Annotated in this window: 16 protein-coding genes and 5 tRNA genes; 20 read left to right on the forward strand and 1 reads right to left on the reverse strand. The window is 65.0% G+C overall.

The features are described 5' to 3' along the window. Positions 1-27: 27 nt before the first annotated feature. Entirely contained in the window at positions 28-1,293 is a 1,266-nt protein-coding gene (gene hemA, locus AC3WJB_RS06560) for a glutamyl-tRNA reductase (RefSeq protein ID WP_492679867.1), read from the reverse strand. A 159-nt stretch (positions 1,294-1,452) separates the two neighbouring features. Here hemA and AC3WJB_RS06565 point away from each other — a divergent pair, with 159 nt between their 5' ends. The 20 genes from AC3WJB_RS06565 (at position 1,453) to rpoB (ending at position 19,042) form a co-directional block, all read left to right on the forward strand. After that, a complete protein-coding gene (locus tag AC3WJB_RS06565) occupies positions 1,453-3,165 on the forward strand; it encodes a tetratricopeptide repeat protein (protein WP_492679869.1) in 1,713 nt (570 codons plus the stop codon). 29 nt (positions 3,166-3,194) lie between these two features. After that, complete coding sequence (lolB, locus tag AC3WJB_RS06570; protein ID WP_492683115.1) at positions 3,195-3,764, forward strand: lipoprotein insertase outer membrane protein LolB; 570 nt, start codon at positions 3,195-3,197, stop codon at positions 3,762-3,764. 94 nt (positions 3,765-3,858) lie between these two features. Continuing rightward, a complete protein-coding gene (ispE, locus tag AC3WJB_RS06575) occupies positions 3,859-5,241 on the forward strand; it encodes a 4-(cytidine 5'-diphospho)-2-C-methyl-D-erythritol kinase (RefSeq protein ID WP_492679871.1) in 1,383 nt (460 codons plus the stop codon). Between the two features lie 70 nt (positions 5,242-5,311). After that, positions 5,312-5,388: transfer RNA gene (locus AC3WJB_RS06580), tRNA-Gln, on the forward strand. A gap of 53 nt (positions 5,389-5,441) precedes the next feature. Then, the gene (locus tag AC3WJB_RS06585; protein ID WP_492683117.1) at positions 5,442-6,380 is read left to right on the forward strand and encodes a ribose-phosphate diphosphokinase; all 939 of its coding nucleotides are present in this window, start codon (positions 5,442-5,444) and stop codon (positions 6,378-6,380) included. A gap of 83 nt (positions 6,381-6,463) precedes the next feature. Beyond that, complete coding sequence (locus AC3WJB_RS06590; RefSeq protein ID WP_492679873.1) at positions 6,464-7,207, forward strand: 50S ribosomal protein L25/general stress protein Ctc; 744 nt, start codon at positions 6,464-6,466, stop codon at positions 7,205-7,207. Between the two features lie 54 nt (positions 7,208-7,261). After that, complete coding sequence (gene pth / locus AC3WJB_RS06595) at positions 7,262-7,879, forward strand: aminoacyl-tRNA hydrolase (RefSeq protein ID WP_492679875.1); 618 nt, start codon at positions 7,262-7,264, stop codon at positions 7,877-7,879. A gap of 48 nt (positions 7,880-7,927) precedes the next feature. Continuing rightward, positions 7,928-9,019, forward strand: a complete 1,092-nt coding sequence (gene ychF, locus AC3WJB_RS06600; protein ID WP_492679877.1) for a redox-regulated ATPase YchF — start codon at positions 7,928-7,930, stop codon at positions 9,017-9,019. A gap of 143 nt (positions 9,020-9,162) precedes the next feature. Next, positions 9,163-9,248: transfer RNA gene (locus AC3WJB_RS06605), tRNA-Tyr, on the forward strand. Positions 9,249-9,307: 59 nt separating this feature from the next. Beyond that, positions 9,308-9,381: transfer RNA gene (locus tag AC3WJB_RS06610), tRNA-Gly, on the forward strand. Between the two features lie 74 nt (positions 9,382-9,455). Further along, positions 9,456-9,531 (forward strand) — tRNA-Thr (locus AC3WJB_RS06615). 62 nt (positions 9,532-9,593) lie between these two features. Beyond that, positions 9,594-10,784: an elongation factor Tu gene (gene tuf / locus AC3WJB_RS06620; protein ID WP_492679879.1), complete on the forward strand. Its 1,191-nt coding sequence runs from the start codon at positions 9,594-9,596 to the stop codon at positions 10,782-10,784. 9 nt (positions 10,785-10,793) lie between these two features. Beyond that, positions 10,794-10,869: transfer RNA gene (locus AC3WJB_RS06625), tRNA-Trp, on the forward strand. A gap of 75 nt (positions 10,870-10,944) precedes the next feature. Beyond that, positions 10,945-11,340, forward strand: a complete 396-nt coding sequence (gene secE / locus AC3WJB_RS06630; protein ID WP_492679881.1) for a preprotein translocase subunit SecE — start codon at positions 10,945-10,947, stop codon at positions 11,338-11,340. A 10-nt stretch (positions 11,341-11,350) separates the two neighbouring features. Further along, the gene (gene nusG / locus AC3WJB_RS06635; protein WP_492679883.1) at positions 11,351-11,911 is read left to right on the forward strand and encodes a transcription termination/antitermination protein NusG; all 561 of its coding nucleotides are present in this window, start codon (positions 11,351-11,353) and stop codon (positions 11,909-11,911) included. A 316-nt stretch (positions 11,912-12,227) separates the two neighbouring features. After that, positions 12,228-12,656, forward strand: coding sequence for a 50S ribosomal protein L11 (rplK, locus tag AC3WJB_RS06640; protein WP_492679885.1), 429 nt, complete (start codon positions 12,228-12,230; stop codon positions 12,654-12,656). A 3-nt stretch (positions 12,657-12,659) separates the two neighbouring features. Next, positions 12,660-13,370 carry a 50S ribosomal protein L1 gene (gene rplA, locus AC3WJB_RS06645; protein WP_492679887.1) on the forward strand — a complete coding sequence of 237 codons (711 nt, stop codon included), beginning with the start codon at positions 12,660-12,662 and terminating at the stop codon, positions 13,368-13,370. A gap of 305 nt (positions 13,371-13,675) precedes the next feature. Continuing rightward, the gene (rplJ, locus tag AC3WJB_RS06650; protein ID WP_492679889.1) at positions 13,676-14,203 is read left to right on the forward strand and encodes a 50S ribosomal protein L10; all 528 of its coding nucleotides are present in this window, start codon (positions 13,676-13,678) and stop codon (positions 14,201-14,203) included. 58 nt (positions 14,204-14,261) lie between these two features. Further along, complete coding sequence (gene rplL / locus AC3WJB_RS06655; RefSeq protein ID WP_492679891.1) at positions 14,262-14,642, forward strand: 50S ribosomal protein L7/L12; 381 nt, start codon at positions 14,262-14,264, stop codon at positions 14,640-14,642. 236 nt (positions 14,643-14,878) lie between these two features. Then, positions 14,879-19,042: a DNA-directed RNA polymerase subunit beta gene (gene rpoB / locus AC3WJB_RS06660; RefSeq protein ID WP_492683119.1), complete on the forward strand. Its 4,164-nt coding sequence runs from the start codon at positions 14,879-14,881 to the stop codon at positions 19,040-19,042. The last annotated feature ends 19 nt before the right edge of the window (positions 19,043-19,061 follow it).

Genomic DNA, 19,061 nt, shown 5'->3' on the forward strand with positions numbered 1-19,061 from the left:
CACGCGGCCTGGGGTTCCGCACCGCACCTAATGCAATTCCCCGTCGTCCGCTTCGTAGAGGCGCTCGGCGGCATGCAGCAGTTCGGTGTCGCCGTTCAACGCGGCCTCGCGCAGGCGCGCGCTGGGGTGGTGCAGCAACTTGTTGGTCAGGGTGTGGGCCAGGAACTGCAGCGCCTCATCCGCCGACTTGCCGTGGGCGAGCATGTGCTGGGCCTTGGCCAGCACCTCGTCGCGATAGGCCTCGGCGTGATGGCGCATCTCCAGCGCCGGGTTCTTGAGCGACAAGGCGTGTCGCCAGGACATGTAGCGCTGCACCTGCAGGTCGATGATCGCCTCGGCCTCGCGCGCCGCGGTGACGCGCGAATAACGGTTGTCGTCGATGACCTGGCGCAGGTCGTCGATGTCATACAGGTACACGTCGGGGAGCTCGCCCACGCTGGGCTCGATGTCGCGTGGCATGGCCAGGTCGACCATGAACATGGGGCGGCGTCGGCGCGCCGTCAGCGCCTGTTCCACCATGTCGCGGCTGACGATCGGCTGTCGCGAGGCGGTGGAGGAGATCACGATGTCGGCTTCGGCCAGGTGCTGCGGCAGGTCGGCCAGGGTGGTGGCGTAGCCGCCGTACTGGCTAGCGAGTTCCCGCGCATTTTCCGCCGTGCGGTTGACCACGATGAGCCGGGCCACGTGCTGCTCGACCAGGTGGCGGGCCACCAGTTCGATGGTGTCGCCGGCGCCAATCAGCAGCACGCAGGCTTGTTTCAGGTCGGTGAATACCTGCTCGGCCAGGCGCACGGCGGTGAACGCCACGGAGACGGTGTTGGCCCCGATGCGGGTGTCCGTGCGCACCCGCTTGGCCACCGCAAAGGTGTGCTGCAGCAGCCGGTCCAGGGGTGCGCGCAGGGTTTGTGCGGCGTGCGCCTGGCGGTAGGCATCCTTGACCTGGCCGAGGATCTGCGGTTCGCCCAGGACCATGGAGTCGAGGCCGGTGGCGACGCGGAACACGTGGCGCACCGCATCCTGTTCCCGGTAGCGGTACAGGAACTCATCGAGCCTGCCGGCGGTCAGATGCTGGTGACGTTCGAGCCACGATTGCGGCACGTTCTCGGCCCCTGCGGCCACCCCGGCATAGATTTCGGTGCGGTTGCAGGTCGACAGGATCAACGCTTCCTCGACGCCCTGCTGCCGGCCGAGCTCGGTCAGCGCCAGCGCCGCGGCATCAGCGTCCAGCGCCACCTGCTCGCGCAGGCTGACCGGTGCGGTGCGGTGGTTGAGGCCGAGGGCAATCAGCGGCATGGCGTGGCGGACGACATGGCAAAGACAACTTCTCGACAAAGACCATCGGTTGCGTAGGCTAAGCTTTGACGCAAGCCCATCGCGCGGCGACTCGGAACGGCCGGATCGTGGAAGCAAATGAACATTAGTCTGCGGAACCGTGCTGCCGAGTTAAAGCGATTGCGCCATTTTACGGCACTGCTGCCATTGGTGCTGATATTGGGTGCGTGTGCCGCAGTTCCCAGCCAGGCGCCGGCCCCGCGCGTGGCCACCGCCCAGCCCTTGGCCCGCGCCGAGGTTCCCATCCCGGATGCACAGCACGACCTGCTGGCGCAGCTCTTGGCGGGCGAGCTGGCCTTGACGCGGACTGACCTCCCTGCGGCCTCGGGGTTCTATGGCCGCGCCATGCACCTCAGCGACGATCCGAAAGTCGCGGCCCGCGCGGCCGAGCTGGCGCTGGCCGTGCATGACGACGGCGCCGCCACGCGGGCGCTGGATCGCTGGCAGGCGCTGGGCGCGAAGCCGGTCGTCTTGGCCCAGGCCCGCGCGCAACTGGCACTGGATCAAGGTGACGCCACTGCCGCCCGACGCGAACTCGAGTCCGTGCTCGCCGCTGGTGACCAGGATGCCTGGCGGCGCTTCGGGCAGGTTTTGCTGGGCGCCCGCGATCAGGCCCAGGCGCGGCGCCTGCTGCAGGCACTGGCCACGCCGCAGCAGTTGCCGCCCACCGACGTCAAGGCCTGGCTGGCGATGAGCGAGCTTGGCGTCAAGTTTGGCGATGCGGCGTACGGCATGCGCGTGGCCCAGGCGGCGGTTCAGCGCTTCGGCAGCGCCGATGCCTATGCCTGGGAGGCACGGCTGAAGTTCGACCACGGCGACGCCACCGGCGCACGCGCCCTGCTGGCCAAGGCCGTGGCCAAGGCGCCGCGGGACATCCCCTTGCGCTTGACCTATGCGCGGGTGCTGGCCCAGGGCGGCAAGCATGCCGAGGCGGCCAAGGTGCTCGAGCATGGCCCGCAGGATCCCGAAACCTATGCCTTGCGCGCGGCGCTGGCCAGCGCGGCCAACGATGACCGGGCGCTCACCGCGCTCTACCGCCAGTTGCAGGGCGCCACTGACACGGTGCGCGAGCAAAACGCTTTTCTCCTCGGCCAACTGGCAGAGACGCAGCATCGCCAGGATGAGGCCCTGGACTGGTATGCCCAGGTCGATGACGACAGCCCGCACGCCTTCGCCGCCGACCTGCGCAGCGCCGCGATCATGCACCAGCAGGGGCACGTGGCCGAGGCGCACCAACTCCTGGAAGGCCTGCAATTGACCCACCTCGAAGAGCCGGCGGAGTTGCGCCGGGCGTTCCAGCTCGATGCCGAGCTGTATCTGGGCGAGCACAAGTATGCCGACGCCGAGGCAGCGTTTGGCCGCGCGCTGCAGGTGGTGCCCGACGACCCCGCGCTGCTGTACGGGCGCGGCCTGGCCTACGCGCAGGCAGGAAACATCGATCGCGCCATTGCCGACTTTCGGCGCCTGCTCGAGCTCAAGCCCGATGACATCGACGCCAGCAATGCCCTGGGCTATACGCTGGCCGATGCGAACCGCGACTTGCCGGAGGCCGAACGCCTGATCCAGGTCGCGCGCCGGGCGCGGCCGGACGACCCGAGCATTGCCGACTCGTGGGGCTGGCTGCAGTACCGGCTGGGACACCTGGAGCAGGCCGAACAGACCTTGCGCGGCGCCTGGGGCCGGCAGAAGGACCCGGACATCGGCGTGCACCTGGGCGAGGTCCTGGCGACCCAAGGCAACCTCCAGGCCGCGCGGCAGGTGTTTGATGCCGTACGCCGCATCGATCCCGGCAATGCCGCCTTGCGGGCTGCCTTGCGGCGCCTGCGCCCGTGAGGTCTGCCGCACGCTGGCTGCTGGTCCTCATGCCGCTGCTGCTGGCCGCGTGCGCGCCAGCCGTGCGCGTCAAGGGCAACGCCACCTTGTACGCCGCGCAGGCTGCGCGTGAGGCGGCGCTGGCGCACGCCGACCACTGGACCTTGACCGGTCGACTGGGGCTGAGCTCAGCCACCGCCGGTGGCAGCGGCAATTTCACCTGGGCGCAGGAAGGCGAGCATTACGTCTTCGATTTGCGCGGTCCGCTGGCCAGCAAGAGTTTTCGGCTGAGTGGCGGCCCCGGGGGTGCGCTGCTCGAAGGGCTTGACCAGGGACCGGTGCGTGGCGCCGATGCCGAGCAACTGATGCGCAAGGCGTTGGGCTGGGTCGTGCCGTTGCGCGATTTGCGCGCCTGGGTGCTCGGCCTGCGTGCGGACGGCGGCCCGGCCGAGCTCAGCTTCGGTACCGACGGCTTGCCCTCGCTGCTGCGCCAGGATGGCTGGACGGTCGACTATCGGCAGTGGGACACGCAGCGCCAACCCGCGATGCCGGAGAGGATCTTCGCGCGCAAGGACGCCTACCAGGTCAAGCTGGTGATCGAGTCGTGGCAATTCCCATGAAGTGGGAGGTCTTTGCCGGCGTGCCACAGACCGCGACCGTGGTGGCAGCGCCGGGGCACGACCCGCGCCGCTTTGTGGTTGGCGGTGCGCGCTGATGGATTTCGACATTGCGCGCGCGCGGAGCGACGAAGTCGATGCGCTATGTGCAATCGAGCGGGCGGCGCTTGAGGCCTTTCGTGGCCACCGGGCGTGGCCGTATTACGCTGCCATGGCGATCCCGGCGGCGGTGTTGCAACACGCGGTGGCGCGCGGCCTGGTTTGGGCGGCGCATGACCAGGCTGGCGCGGCGATTGGCTTCGTGTGGCTGGAAGCCGAGGCCACGCCGGATGCCATTGCCGTTGCCGAGATCGACGTGCTGCCCGAGCACGGCCGCCGCGGAGCCGGCGCGGCCCTGCTCGAGCACGCCTGCACCTGGGCACGCGCCGCGGGTTATCGACAGGTGCAATTGGCGACACTGGCGGACGTGGCGTGGAACGCGCCGTTTTACGCGCACCACGGCTTCGTGCCGGCGGCCAAGGACGATCCTGGCTTTGCGCTCGACCGCGAGCGCGATCGCGACAACGGCTTTCCCGACGACTTGCGTCTGTTCATGCGCCGGATCTTGCCCCAGTTGGGCCCGGGGGATTGGAGCGTGTGGCCGGCGCCGGCCAAGCTCAACTTGTTCCTGCGCGTGCTTGGGCGGCGCGTCGATGGCTATCACGAGCTGCAGACGGTCTTTCGGCTGCTGGACTGGGGCGACGAAATTCGCATCCGTGTCGTTCCTGGAGGTGCGGTCACGCGGACCTGCCCGGTACCCGGCGTGGCGGTCGAGGACGACCTGACCCTTCGCGCCGCCCGGCTGCTGCAGGCTCATGCCGGCTTGGCGCTGGGTGCGGAGATTGGCGTAGACAAGCGCATCCCGCTCGGCGGCGGCCTGGGCGGCGGCAGCTCGGATGCGGCGACCGTGCTGGTGGCGTTGAATCAACTGTGGGGCTTGCAGTTGCCGGAAGCAGTCTTGCTTGGCCTGGCGCGCCAGCTCGGCGCCGACGTGGCGGTCTTCGTCGCCGGGCGCTCGGCCTGGGCCGAAGGCGTGGGCGAACGCCTGACCCCGATGGCCCTCCCGCGGCGGCACTACGCAGTGCTCGACCCGCAGGTCCAGGTTTCCACGGCAGAGTTGTTCCAGGCGCCAGAATTGACACGAAATGGCCCAGCAACGACAATTTCATCCTTTGTTTCCGGCGAAATCCCGGGCAATGCCTTCACGGCGCTGGTACGCGACAGGTACCCGCAGGTGGCGGCAGCCTTGGACTGGCTGGGGCAGTTTGGACCCGCGCGGCTGTCCGGCACCGGCGGCTGCGTGTTTCTGGAAACCAGGTCGTTTGCCAGGGCGCTTGCCGTGGTGCGGCGTTGTCCGTCCCGGTTCGTCGCGCAGGCGGCTTCCGGAGTTACGCTGTCGGCGCTGCAGCAGGCCTTGTCGCGACACCGCGCACCGGGCTGATGGCAACCGCGGTCGTGGTGGAGTTCGCAGCAACGTGAGTGGAGCACCGATCACGCCACAAATGCATTACTGGGGCGTCGCCAAGCTGGTTAAGGCACGGGATTTTGATTCCCGCATACGCAGGTTCGAATCCTGCCGCCCCAGCCAATCATGATGGTTTTGGTTTCGAGGTAGCAGCCGTGGATACGTCCACTTCCATGATGTTGTTTTCGGGCAACGCGCACCATGCGTTGGCCGAGGACGTCGCGCACCGGCTCGGCGTACCGCTGGGCAAGGCGCTGGTCGGTACGTTCAGCGACGGCGAGGTGCAGATCGAAATCGAAGAGAACGTACGTCGCCAGGAAGTATTCGTCATCCAGCCGACCGGGGCACCAAGCGCGGTGAACCTGTTCGAGCTGCTGGCAATCACCGATGCGCTCAAGCGTGCCTCGGCCGCCAGCGTCACTGCGGTCATCCCGTATTTTGGCTATGCCCGGCAGGATCGCCGGCCGCGCTCGGCGCGGGTGCCGATCACGGCCAAGCTGGCGGCGCGCATGATTGGCGCGGCAGGCGTGGACAAAGTGCTGACCGTCGACCTGCACGCCGACCAGATCCAGGGCTTTTTCGATGTGCCGGTGGACAATGTCTATGCCTCGCCAGTGCTGCTGGCCGACATCTGGCGCCACCACAACACCAGTGACCTGATCGTGGTCAGCCCGGACGTCGGTGGCGTGGTGCGGGCGCGGGCAATCGCCAAGCGCCTGGATGATGCGGACCTGGCCATCATCGACAAGCGCCGCCCGAAGCCGAATGTGTCCACGGTGATGAACATCATCGGCGACGTCGAAGGCAAGAGCTGCGTCATGGTCGACGACATCGTCGACACCGCTGGCACGTTGTGCGCGGCGGCTACGGCGCTGAAGGAGCGCGGTGCGCGGCGGGTCTCGGCCTACTGCGTGCACCCGGTGCTGTCGGGCCAGGCGATCAGCAACATCGAGAATTCCGCGCTCGACCAGCTGGTGGTGACTGACACGCTGCCGCTGCGCGCCGAGGCGCGCAATTGCGCGAAGGTACGCCAGCTCTCGGTAGCCGAATTGCTGGCCGAAACCATACGCCGCATCGCCTTCGGCGAATCGGTGAGTTCCCTATACGTCGATTAAATACCCATCCACCCGACTTCCCTGGTCGCGGGGAAGTTATCCGGCTGCCGCGAGGCGGCTTCATGCAACCCAGGTAATCAGTCATGTCCATATCCCGTGAAATCAAGGCGGAAATCCGCAAGGACGAGGGGAAAGGTGCGAGCCGCCGCCTGCGTCGTGCCGGTTTCGTGCCCGCCGTGGTCTACGGCGCCAACCAGCCGTCGCAGAATGTGCAAATCGTGCACAACACGGTCCTGCTGGCTTCGCAAAAGGAGTGGTTTTTCTCCTCCATCCTCGATCTCAACGTCGAGGGCCAGATCCAGAAGGTCCTGGTGCGCGACTGGCAAAAGCATCCGTTCAAGCAGTTGATGATGCACATGGATTTCCTGCGCATCAACGAGAATGAGACGCTGCGCGTCAGTGTGCCGCTGCACTTCCTGAACAAGGAGATTTCGCCCGCCGCGAAGACGGCCGGCGTGGTGATTTCGCACAACCTGACGGAAGTCGAGATTTCCTGCCTGCCGAGGGACCTGCCCGAATTCATCGACGTCGACCTGAGCACGCTGGGGCCGGGCGACATCATCCATCTGTCGAGCCTGAAGCTGCCGCCGAACGTCGAGCTGGTGCAGCAGATCGTCGACGAGAGCAGCGACGTGGCCATGGTCAGCGCCAATCTCGTGCGCGAGGAAGTGGACGAGGCGCCAGCCGAAGCGGCCGCGCCAGCGGCGGGTGCCGCAGGCGCCGCGGGTGCTGTGGCTGGCGCCGCCGGGGCGGCTGGGGCTGCCGCGCCGGCCGCGGGCAAGAAGGACGAGAAGCCTGCCGCCGCCAAGAAGGACGACAAGAAGTAAGCAGCACCGGCCTGCGCCGCCTCGCGGCGTGGGCTGGCGTTGCCGCTGTCAGGCATGGCTGGCTTGGACCTCATCGTTGGCTTGGGTAATCCGGGAACCGAGTACCTGCGTTCCCGGCACAACGCCGGTTTCCGCCTGGTCGATACGCTGGTTGGCGGCAGCGGCACGCGTTTTGCGTTCGAAGGCAAATTACACGGTGAGGCTTGCCGCCTGGATATCGGCGGCAAGTCCGTTTGGCTGCTCAAGCCGGCCACGTTCATGAACAAGAGCGGCACCGCAGTGGCGGCGGCGCTGCATTACTACAAGATTGAAGCGGGCCGTTGCCTGGTCGTACACGATGACCTTGACCTGCCGCCGGGAACGGCCCGTCTGAAGTTCGATGGCGGGCATGGCGGCAACAACGGCTTGCGCGACATCATCGCCCAACTCGGGCACGGCCGCTTCCATCGCCTGCGCCTGGGTATCGGGCACCCGCCCGACCGACGCCGGGTCGTCGACTGGGTGCTTGGCAAGCCTTCGGCGGACGACGAGGAGGCGATCACCGGAGCGATGGTGCGCGCGCTGGACGTGCTGCCGCTGGCGGTGGCGGGCCAGTTCGAGCGCGCGATGCTGGAGCTGCATACCGCCGGGACCCACAACGGTGAGCATCCGGTCCCGGAATCGCCGCGCTGAACCGGCGCCGGTCGCGCGGCGTGGCACTGAAGTGACCTGGAGCGTTGCATGGGCATCAAATGTGGCATTGTCGGCCTGCCCAACGTGGGCAAGTCCACGCTGTTCAACGCGCTGACCAAGGCCGGCGTGGCGGCGGCCAACTTCCCGTTCTGCACCATCGACCCGAATGTCGGCGTGGTGCCAGTGCCCGATCCGCGCCTGCAGCAGCTCGCGGCTGTCGTGCACCCCCAGAAGATCGTGCCGACCTCGATCGAGTTCGTCGACATTGCCGGGCTGGTCGCCGGCGCCTCGCAAGGCGAGGGGCTGGGCAACAAGTTCCTGGCGCATATCCGCGAAGTCGACGCCATCGCGCACGTCGTGCGTTGTTTCGAACATCCGGACATCGTCCACGTGGCAGGCCAGGTGAACCCGCTGGCCGACATCGACACCATCGACACCGAACTGGCGCTGGCTGACCTTGAGGCGGTGGACAAGGCGCTCAGTCGCGCCGAGCGTGCAGCCAAGGCCAACGACAAGGAGGCCCAGGCACGCGCGGCCGTGTTGCAAAAGCTGTCCACGGCGCTCGCCGCCGGTCACCCCGCGCGGTCCGTGGCGCTGGATGACGAGGAACGCTTGCTGGTGCGCGACTTGTTCCTCCTCACGCTCAAGCCACAGATGTACATCGCCAACGTGCGGGAGGACGGCTTCGAGAACAATCCGCACCTCGATACGGTGCGGGAGCATGCCGTGCAGGTTGGCGCCGAAGTGGTCCCGGTGTGTGCGGCGATCGAGGAGGAAATGGCCCAGCTCGATGCTGCCGACCGCGACGAGTTCCTGGCCGATCTCGGCCTCAACGAGCCTGGCCTGAACCGGGTGATCAATGCCGGCTACCGGCTACTCGGCCTGCAGACCTACTTCACCGCGGGCGAGAAGGAAGTGCGCGCCTGGACGGTGAAGCAGGGCGCCACCGCGCCACAGGCGGCAGCCGTCATCCACACTGACTTCGAGAAGGGCTTCATCCGCGCCGAGACCATCGGTTTTGACGACTTCGTGAAGTACCACGGCGAGGCGGGCGCCCGCGAGGCTGGCCGCTTGCGCAAGGAAGGCAAGGACTACGTGGTGCAGGAGGGCGACGTCCTGCATTTCCTGTTCAACGTCTGATCCTTGGCCTGCCTGTGACACGCGTCGCCGCGATGCAGCCACGCCGCGGTTGCACCAGCCAGCGCGCCGGTCTGTCGCTACCTGCGCGCAGGGCGCCAAGTTGACAGGTTTGCACCCGAAACAGACAATACGCGTTCTTTGTTGGAGGGATACCCAAGCGGCCAACGGGGGCAGACTGTAAATCTGCTGGCTTACGCCTTCGGTGGTTCGAATCCACCTCCCTCCACCAGTTGCAAAGCGGCATCACGCGACGCGCAAGCGGCGCGGTTGGTAAGGATTCCGCGCAGGGCGGGAGTAGTTCAATGGTAGAACATCAGTTTTCCAAACTGATTATGCGGGTTCGATTCCCGCCTTCCGCTCCATGGGCAAGTCGCTTTTGAAGAGTCCGGCAGGACGCCGGTCTTTCTTCGCCATCAGGGAAGATGGCTGAAATCATGCTCATGTAGCTCAGTCGGTAGAGCACTTCCTTGGTAAGGAAGAGGTCACAGGTTCGATTCCTGTCATGAGCACCACTTCAGGCACGGTTGTCCATGGCAACCCATTCATTCATTGATACCAGCGGAGTTTAGCGGGCATGGCAAAGGGTAAATACGAACGCACGAAGCCGCATGTGAACGTGGGAACGATTGGTCACGTGGATCACGGCAAGACGACGCTGACGGCGGCGCTGACGAAGCTGGGAGCGGACCGTTTTGGCGGCGAGTTCAAGGCGTACGACCAGATCGACATGGCGCCGGAAGAGAAGGCGCGCGGGATCACGATCTCGACGTCGCACGTGGAGTATGAGTCGCCGACGCGGCACTACGCGCACGTGGACTGCCCGGGACACGCGGACTACGTGAAGAACATGATCACGGGTGCGGCGCAGATGGACGGGGCGATTCTGGTGGTGTCGGCGGCGGACGGTCCGATGCCGCAGACGCGCGAGCACATTCTGCTCAGCCGGCAGGTGGGCGTGCCGTACATCGTGGTCTACCTGAACAAGGCGGACATGGTGGATGACAAGGAGCTGCTGGAGCTGGTGGAAATGGAGGTTCGCGAGCTGCTGAGCAAGTACGAGTTTCCGGGCGACGACACGCCGATCGTGGTGGGGTCGGCGCTGAAGGCGCTGGAAGGCGACGAGAGCGAGATCGGCATCCCCTCGATCAAGAAGCTGGTGGATGTGCTGGACAGCTACATTCCCGAGCCGGTGCGTGCGGTGGACAAGCCGTTCCTGATGCCGGTGGAAGACGTGTTCTCGATCTCGGGGCGCGGCACGGTGGTGACGGGGCGCATCGAGCGCGGCGTGATCAAGGTGGGCGACGAAGTCGAGGTGGTGGGAATCCGCGACACGCAGAAGACGACGGTGACGGGCGTGGAGATGTTCCGCAAGCTGCTGGACCAGGGACAGGCAGGCGACAACGCGGGCCTGCTGCTGCGCGGGCTGAAGCGGGACGACGTGGAGCGTGGTCAGGTGTTGGCCAAGCCGGGCACGATCCACCCGCACACGGACTTCGAGGCGGAGGTGTATGTGCTCTCGAAGGACGAGGGTGGCCGGCACACGCCGTTCTTCAAGGGCTACCGGCCGCAGTTCTACTTCCGCACGACGGACGTGACTGGCGCGGTGACGTTGCCGGAGGGCGTGGAGATGGTGATGCCGGGGGACAACGTGAAGATGACGGTGAGCCTGATCCACCCGATCGCGATGGACGAGGGCTTGCGTTTCGCCATCCGCGAAGGTGGCCGCACGGTCGGCGCCGGCGTGGTTGCCAAGGTCGTCAAGTAATTTCAACCTACGCCAGTAGCTCAATTGGCAGAGCAGCGGTCTCCAAAACCGCAGGTTGGGGGTTCAAGTCCCTCCTGGCGTGCCACTTCCGAGGACCGATCGCGGGCCAGACGGGTGCAGCCGACCTTTGGGCCTGGTGCCGTCGCTACCCGATCATTTCATGATTACCAAGACAGACCAAGCCAAACCCACGGATTTGCGCGACATCGGCAAATTGATCCTCGCTGTGGCCGTCGTTGCCGCGGGCATCTTTGCCTTCTCCTGGTTCGGCAATGATGCTGCCGTGCCGACCTCGGTACGGATCGCCGGCTTGCTGGTGGCCATTGCCGTGGCAATCGTCATCGCCGCGTTCACCGCCCCAGGTCGGCGCATGCGCGGTTTCGTGGCCGAAACCCAGTTCGAGATGCGCAAGGTGGTGTGGCCCACCCGCGACGAGACGCTCAAGACCACCGGCATCATCATCCTCGTGGTGATCGCATTGTCGTTGTTGCTGGGCCTGATCGACCTGATCCTGAAGTCGGTCATCCTGGATTGGTTGCTGAAGTTGGGATCCTGAGAGGCTGAGCATGAGCAAGCGTTGGTATGTGGTACACGCCTATTCGGGTTTCGAAAACCAGGTGAAGCGCGCCTTGGAAGAACGCATCCGGCGGGAGGGCATGGAGGAGAAGTTCGGCGAGATCCTCATTCCCACCGAAGAAGTCGTGGAGATGCGCGCGGGACAAAAGCGGCGCAGCGAGCGCAAGTTCTTCCCTGGTTACGTGCTGGTGCAGATCGAGGCCGACAGCGAAGGCAAGGCGCCGCGCATCGACGATGAATGCTGGCACCTGATCAAGGACACGCCGAAGGTCCTTGGCTTCATCGGGGGCACCGCGGACCGTCCGCTGCCCATCCAGGACAGCGAGGCCGAGGCTATCCTGAGTCGGGTGCGCGAGGGCGTGGAGAAACCCCGTCCAAAGGTGTTGTTCGAACCCGGCGAGATGGTCCGGGTCACCGATGGCCCGTTCAACGACTTCAATGGTGTGGTCGAGGAAGTCAACTACGAGAAGAGCCGCCTGCGCGTCGCGGTGCTTATTTTTGGCCGCTCGACTCCGGTGGAGCTTGAGTTTGGCCAAGTCGAGAAGGCCTGACCGGGCTGCGCAGCCGAGGATTCGCACCTCGGCATCCGGCAATGGGGGGGAGGGGGCGGCTCGATGTCGATGCTGCTGCCTGATCCCGGCCTCGGCCTGCGGCATCCGGCATCCGTCCAGATCGGCACCGTCGCCACCGGCCAAGCCGTAACTGCTTGCGCGATTTGTCGCGCATCGCTACACTACGAAGTTCTTGCGCGAGAACCACCACCCCGCGCGAGGCATTGTTGTAGCTGGCACGAGGCCGGCTCTCCCACCATCACGGATCGATGCACAGCGAGGAGCCGCAAGGCGTCCGCACTCGCGAGGACCTTCCATGGCAAAGAAAGTCACTGGTTACATCAAGTTGCAGGTCAAGGCCGGTCAGGCTAATCCGTCGCCGCCGGTGGGTCCTGCACTGGGCCAGCGCGGTCTGAACATCATGGAGTTTTGCAAGGCCTTCAACGCGGCCACGCAGAAGCTCGAGCCAGGCCTGCCGATCCCGGTGATCATTACCGCCTATTCGGATCGCAGCTTCACCTTCATCACCAAGACGCCGCCCGCCACCGTGCTGCTCAAGAAGATCAGCGGCGTGGAGAAGGGTTCGGCCAAGCCGAACACGGCCAAGGTCGGCGTGGTCAAGCGCAAGCAGCTCGAGGAAATTGCCAAGCAGAAGCAGCCTGACCTGACCGCTGCCGATCTGGACGCCGCAGTGCGCACCATTGCCGGTAGCGCGCGCAGCATGGGCTTGACGGTGGAGGGCTGAGCCATGACGAAGATCAGCAAACGCATGAAGACGGCCCGCGCGGCGGTACAGCCGGGAAAGTCCTACGCGCTCAACGACGCCTTGCAGATCGTCAAGAGCAATGCCAGCGCCAAGTTTGCCGAATCGGTGGACGTGGCGGTGCGCCTGGGCATCGACGCGAAAAAGTCCGACCAGGGTGTCCGCGGCTCCTCGTTGTTGCCGCATGGGACGGGCAAGCCGGTCAAGGTGGCGGTGTTCTGCCCCGCCGGTGAGAAGGCCGAGGCCGCCAAGGCTGCAGGTGCCGATGCCGTGGGCATGGACGACCTGGCCGAGCGCATGCGCGCGGGCGAGCTCGATTTCGACCGGGTGATTGCCACGCCGGACGCGATGCGCGTGGTCGGCAAGCTGGGCCAGTTGCTTGGACCACGTGGCTTGATGCCGAATCCGAAGGACGGCTCGGTTGCCGCCGATGTCGCTGCTGCGGTCAAGAATGCCAAAGCTGGCCAGGTGAAGTTCCGCAACGACAAGGCCGGTATCGTGCACGCCACGATTGGCAAGGCGACGTTCGAGGCCGCGCAGTTGGCGGACAACCTCAATGCCCTGATCGCCGACCTGCTCAAAGCCAAGCCTTCCACGGCCAAGGGCCAGTTCCTGCAGAAGGTTGCGGTGTCCAGCACCATGGGCGTGGGCGTCACCGTCGATACGTCAACCTTGGCGATTGCGGCGAAGGCATGAGTTTCAAGTCCCGTGCGGCTGCGGCCGCTGCGGGCAGGTTTTGAAGGCAGCTCCGGCAAGCCGCATGGCCGGCCGGAGATGACCGTCAAAGACCGCAGGTTGGGAGTTGACTCCCTTTAATCGACGATTCGCCAGTTTGGGAATCCGAGGCCTGCGCAGATGGTGCTGCCAGAACAGGATTTGGTTCCTGGAACGGCCACCAAGGCGACACCTGCGGGTGTCGACGGACGGACAGGGCAGTTTGTCCGGTAACGCTTTCGGATCCGTCGCGTGGACGCAACGGGTTACGAGTTCGGAGAAAAGCAATGGCGCTCAATCTTGCACAAAAGAAAGAGGTCGTTACCGAACTGGCTGGAGTGGCTGCCACGGCGCATTCGCTGGTGGCTGCGGAATACGCGGGCCTGACCGTTGCCCAGCTCACCGAGCTGCGCAAGAAGGGGCGCGAGTCCGGGGTTTACATCAAGGTGGCGAAGAACACGTTGGTTCGTCGCGCCGTGGAAGGTACCTCGTACAGCAGTACCGTGGACCAGTTGGTTGGCCCACTGCTGTTTGCGTTTTCGGAACAGGATCCGGGGGCCGCAGGTCGCCTGGTGAAGGATTTCGCCAAGGACAACGAGAAGCTGCAGGCGAAACTTGTGGCCATCGGCGGCAAGGTCTATCCGGCGTCGCATGTCGACGTGCTGGCGTCCTTGCCCACCCGGGAGCAGGCATTGAGCCAGCTGCTCGGTTGTCTGGTCCAGCCGGCCACCATGCTGGTACGGGTCCTGGCCGAGCCTGCGTCGCAACTCGCACGCAGCCTGGGGCAGATTGGCGAGCAGAAGAAAGCCGCGTAACGGTCTTGGTTTGGTTATTGCGTGAACACCCTTCACGCTTACTTTCAGGAGTTGTCACATGTCCCTTAGCACTGACGAGATCATCGAAGCCATCGGCAGCAAATCCCTCATCGAGGTGATGGAGCTGGTGCATGCGATGGAAGAAAAGTTTGGCGTGTCTGCCGCGGCCCCCGTGGCCGTAGCTGCAGGTCCGGCCGCCGCGGCTGGTGGCCAGGCTGCCGAAGAGCAGACCGAGTTCAACGTGGTATTGGCCGCCATGGGCGAGAAGAAGATCGAGGTGATCAAGGTTGTTCGTTCGATCACCGGCCTTGGGCTGAAGGAAGCCAAGGACTTGGTCGAAGGCGCACCGCAGGTGGTGAAGGAAGCGGTGGCGAAGGCCGATGCCGAAAAGTTCAAGAAGGATTTGGAAGCTGCCGGCGCCAAAGTCGAATTGAAGTAATCGGCGTTTGCACGCCGCTCCTTCGAGTTGATACCAGGCGGGCCTGGGAGCGAAAGCTTCCGGGCCTTGCGTGCTTTGCCACGGAACGTGGAATGAGGAACACCGCTTTGCCTTGGCGCAACGCCCGGGCCAGCAGATTCCCCGCTTCGCGTCCCTGGAGTTCCAGCTTTTTGTAGAGCTGATTCATTACCAGCCGGCATCTGCCGCCGGCGTCACTGCGAACCGAGGCGCTATCGATCATGGCCTACTCGTTTACCGAGAAGAAGCGTATCCGCAAGGATTTTGGCAAGCGTCCTCCCGTGCTGGGGGTGCCCAACCTGCTGACCATTCAGACCGAATCCTATCGTGAGTTCCTGCAGGCGGAAATCCCGCCCAAGCAGCGCGCTGACAAAGGTTTGCACGCGGCATTGCAATCCGTGTTCCCGATTTCCAGCTATTCCGGCAACGCTGCCCTGGAGTATGTCGGCTATCGCCTGGGCGAGCCGGCGTTCGACGAGCGCGAGTGCCGCAACCGTGGCATGAGCTACGGTGCGCCGCTGCGCACCACGGTGCGCCTGGTCATCTACGACAAGGACAGCCCGGCCTCCAAGAAGGTGGTCAAGTACATCAAGGAGCAGGAAGTCTACATGGGCGAAATCCCGCTCATGACCGACACCGGCACGTTCATCATCAACGGCACGGAGCGCGTGATCGTCTCACAGCTGCACCGTTCGCCGGGTGTGTTCTTCGACCACGACCGCGGCAAGACCCACAGTTCGGGCAAGCTGCTGTTTTCTGCGCGCGTCATCCCTTACCGCGGCTCCTGGCTGGACTTCGAGTTCGACCCCAAGGACGCGCTGTTCACCCGTATCGACCGTCGCCGCAAGTTGCCGGTGACGGTGCTGCTGCGCGCACTGGGCTATACCACCGAAGAGATGCTGGCGATCTTCTTCGAGCACAATGTGTTCCACTTGGGCAAGAAGACGGGGCTGACCCTGGAGCTGGTCGCCGAGCGCCTGCGCGGTGAGACCCTGAGCTTCGACCTGGCGGTCGGCGGCAAGGTGCTGGTGGAGGCCGGCAAGCGCATCACTGCGCGCCACGTGCGCCAGCTTGCGGCCGAAAACATCACCCACCTGGAAGTGCCGGACGATTATCTCGTCTCGCGCATCCTGGCGACCGACATCGTCGATGCCAACACCGGCGAGCTGCTGGCGTCGGCGAACGACGAAATCACGATCGAGCACCTGGAGGCGTTCCGCAAGGCCGGCATCGAGGTGTTGCCGACGCTGTACGTGAACGACCTTGACCGTGGCGCCTACATCTCGCACACCTTGCGCATCGACAACACCACGACCCAGCTTGAGGCCCTGGTGGAAATCTACCGCATGATGCGCCCGGGCGAGCCGCCGACCAAGGACGCCGCGCAGAACCTGTTCTTCAACCTGTTCTTCACCTTCGACCGCTACGACCTGTCGGCGGTTGGCCGCATGAAGTTCAACCGTCGGGTCGGTCGCAAGGAAATCGTCGGTCCCGGCGTGCTCTACGACTATCGCTACTTCAGCTCGCGCAAGGACGACGAGTCCGTGCGTCTGGTGGAGGAGCAGGGTGAGCGTTCCGACCTGCTGGAAGTGCTGCGGGTCCTTATCGACATCAAGAATGGTCACGGCACGGTGGACGATATCGACCACTTGGGCAACCGCCGCGTGCGCTCGGTTGGCGAGATGGCCGAGAACACATTCCGCATTGGGCTGGTGCGCGTCGAGCGCGCCGTGCGCGAGCGCCTGTCGCTGGCCGAGGCCGACGGCCTGACGCCGCAGGACCTGATCAACGCCAAGCCGGTTGCCGCCGCGGTGAAGGAGTTCTTCGGCTCCTCGCAGCTCTCCCAGTTCATGGACCAGAACAACCCGCTGTCCGAAGTCACGCACAAGCGCCGCGTCTCCGCGCTCGGGCCGGGCGGCCTGACCCGCGAACGCGCCGGCTTCGAGGTGCGCGACGTGCATCCGACCCATTACGGCCGCGTGTGCACGATCGAGACACCGGAAGGCCCCAACATTGGCCTGATCAACTCCCTGGCCGTATACGCGCGCACCAACTCCTACGGCTTCCTGGAGACGCCGTACCGCGAAGTGCACAACGGCAAAGTCACCGACAAGGTCGACTACCTGTCGGCGATCGAGGAAGGCGACCACGTGATCGCCCAGGCCAACTCGCCGCTGGACAAACATGGGTCGTTCCTGGAGGACTTCGTGTCCTGCCGCTTCCGTGGCGAGTCCGAATTGCGCCCGGCGTCCGAGGTTGATTACATGGACGTCTCGCCAATGCAGACCGTGTCGGTGGCGGCGGCGCTGGTGCCATTCCTTGAGCACGACGACGCCAACCGCGCACTGATGGGCGCGAACATGCAGCGTCAGGCCGTGCCGACGCTGCGTTCGGAGACGCCGCTGGTCGGCACCGGCATCGAGCGCGCCGTGGCCCGTGACTCCGGCGTCATCGTCACTGCCCGGCGCGGCGGCGTGATCGACCAGGTCGACGCGGCGCGCATCGTGGTGCGCGTGGCGGAAGACGAAGTGGGCGACAACGACGCCGGCGTGGACATCTACACGCTGACCAAGTACACGCGCTCGAACCAGAACACGAACCTCAACCAGCGTCCGCTGGTCAACGTAGGCGACGTGGTGGCCAAGGGCGATACGCTGGCAGACGGCTCATCCACCGATCTTGGTGAGCTCGCACTCGGCCAGAACATGTTGATCGCGTTCATGCCGTGGAACGGCTACAACTTCGAGGACTCGGTGCTGTTGTCCGAGCGCGTGGTCGTGGAAGACCGCTTTACCTCGATCCACATTGAAGAGCTCTCGTGCATCGCGCGCGACACCAAGCTGGGTGCCGAGGACATCACCGCGGACATTCCCAACGTTGGCGAGCAGGCATTGGCGCGGCTCGACGAGTCCGGCATCGTCTACATTGGCGCCGAGGTGCGGGCCGGCGACATCCTGGTCGGCAAGGTCACACCCAAGGGCGAAAGCCAGTTGACTCCGGAAGAGAAGCTGCTGCGGGCGATCTTCGGCGAGAAGGCGTCCGACGTGAAGGACAGCTCGCTGCGCGTTTCACCAGGCATGGATGGCACGGTGATCGACGTGCAGGTGTTCACGCGCGATGGCATCGAGAAGGACAAGCGCGCGAAGCAGATCGAGGAAACCGAGGTCAAGCGCGTGCGCAAGGACCTGGAGGACCAGTTCCGCATCCTCGAGGCGGCCATCTACAGCCGCATGCGCGCGCAGCTGGTCGGCAAGGTCGCGGCCAGCGGTCCCAGTGGGCTGAAGCGCGGCACGGCCATCACCGATGCCTACCTGGATGGCTTGAAGAAGGACGACTGGTTCAAGATCAACGTCAAGGAAGAGGAAGTTACCGAGTTCCTCGAGCGTGCCGCAGAGCAGATCAAGCGTCACCGCGAGGAATTCGACAAGCGCTTCAAGGAGAAGCAGGCCAAGATCACCCAGGGCGACGACCTGGCTCCTGGCGTGCTGAAGATGGTCAAGGTCTTCGTGGCCGTGAAGCGGCGCATCCAGCCGGGCGACAAGATGGCCGGACGACACGGCAACAAGGGCGTGGTGTCCAACGTCGTTCCGGTCGAGGACATGCCCTACAGCGCCGACGGCACGCCGATGGACATCGTGCTGAACCCGCTGGGCGTGCCTTCGCGCATGAACATTGGCCAGGTGCTGGAGATGCACCTGGGCTGGGCGGCGAAGGGCCTGGGCAAGAAGATCCAGGCCATGCTCGAGGCGCAGGAGAAGGTCACCAAGATCCGCGAGTTCCTCGACCAGATTTACAACGGCAGCGTGAGTGGTGCGGTTCAGCATGTCGACCTGAAGTCGTTGACCGACGAGGAGATCTTCGCGCTGGCCACGAACCTGCAGAAGGGCGTGCCGATGGCGACGCCGGTGTTCGACGGCGCCGAGGAAACCGAGATCAAGGCCATGTTGCGCCTGGCCGACCTGCCTGAGTCCGGGCAGACCACCCTGTACGACGGACGCACCGGCGAGGCCTTCGACCGTCCAGTCACGGTTGGCTACATGCACTACCTGAAGCTCAACCACCTGGTCGACGACAAGATGCACGCGCGCTCGACCGGGCCGTACTCGCTGGTCACCCAGCAGCCCCTGGGCGGCAAGGCCCAGTTTGGCGGGCAGCGTTTCGGCGAAATGGAAGTGTGGGCGCTCGAAGCATATGGCGCGGCCTATACCCTGCAGGAAATGTTGACGGTGAAGTCCGACGACGTGCAGGGCCGCAACCAGATGTACAAGAACATCGTCGACGGCAATCACGAGATGTCCGCAGGCATGCCGGAATCCTTCAACGTGTTGGTGAAGGAAATCCGCTCGCTGTGCATCGACATCGATCTGGAAGAGATCAAGTGATGAACCGCGCAGCTACAGG

The sequence above is a fragment of the Rhodanobacter sp. FW510-R10 genome (assembly GCF_058781105.1).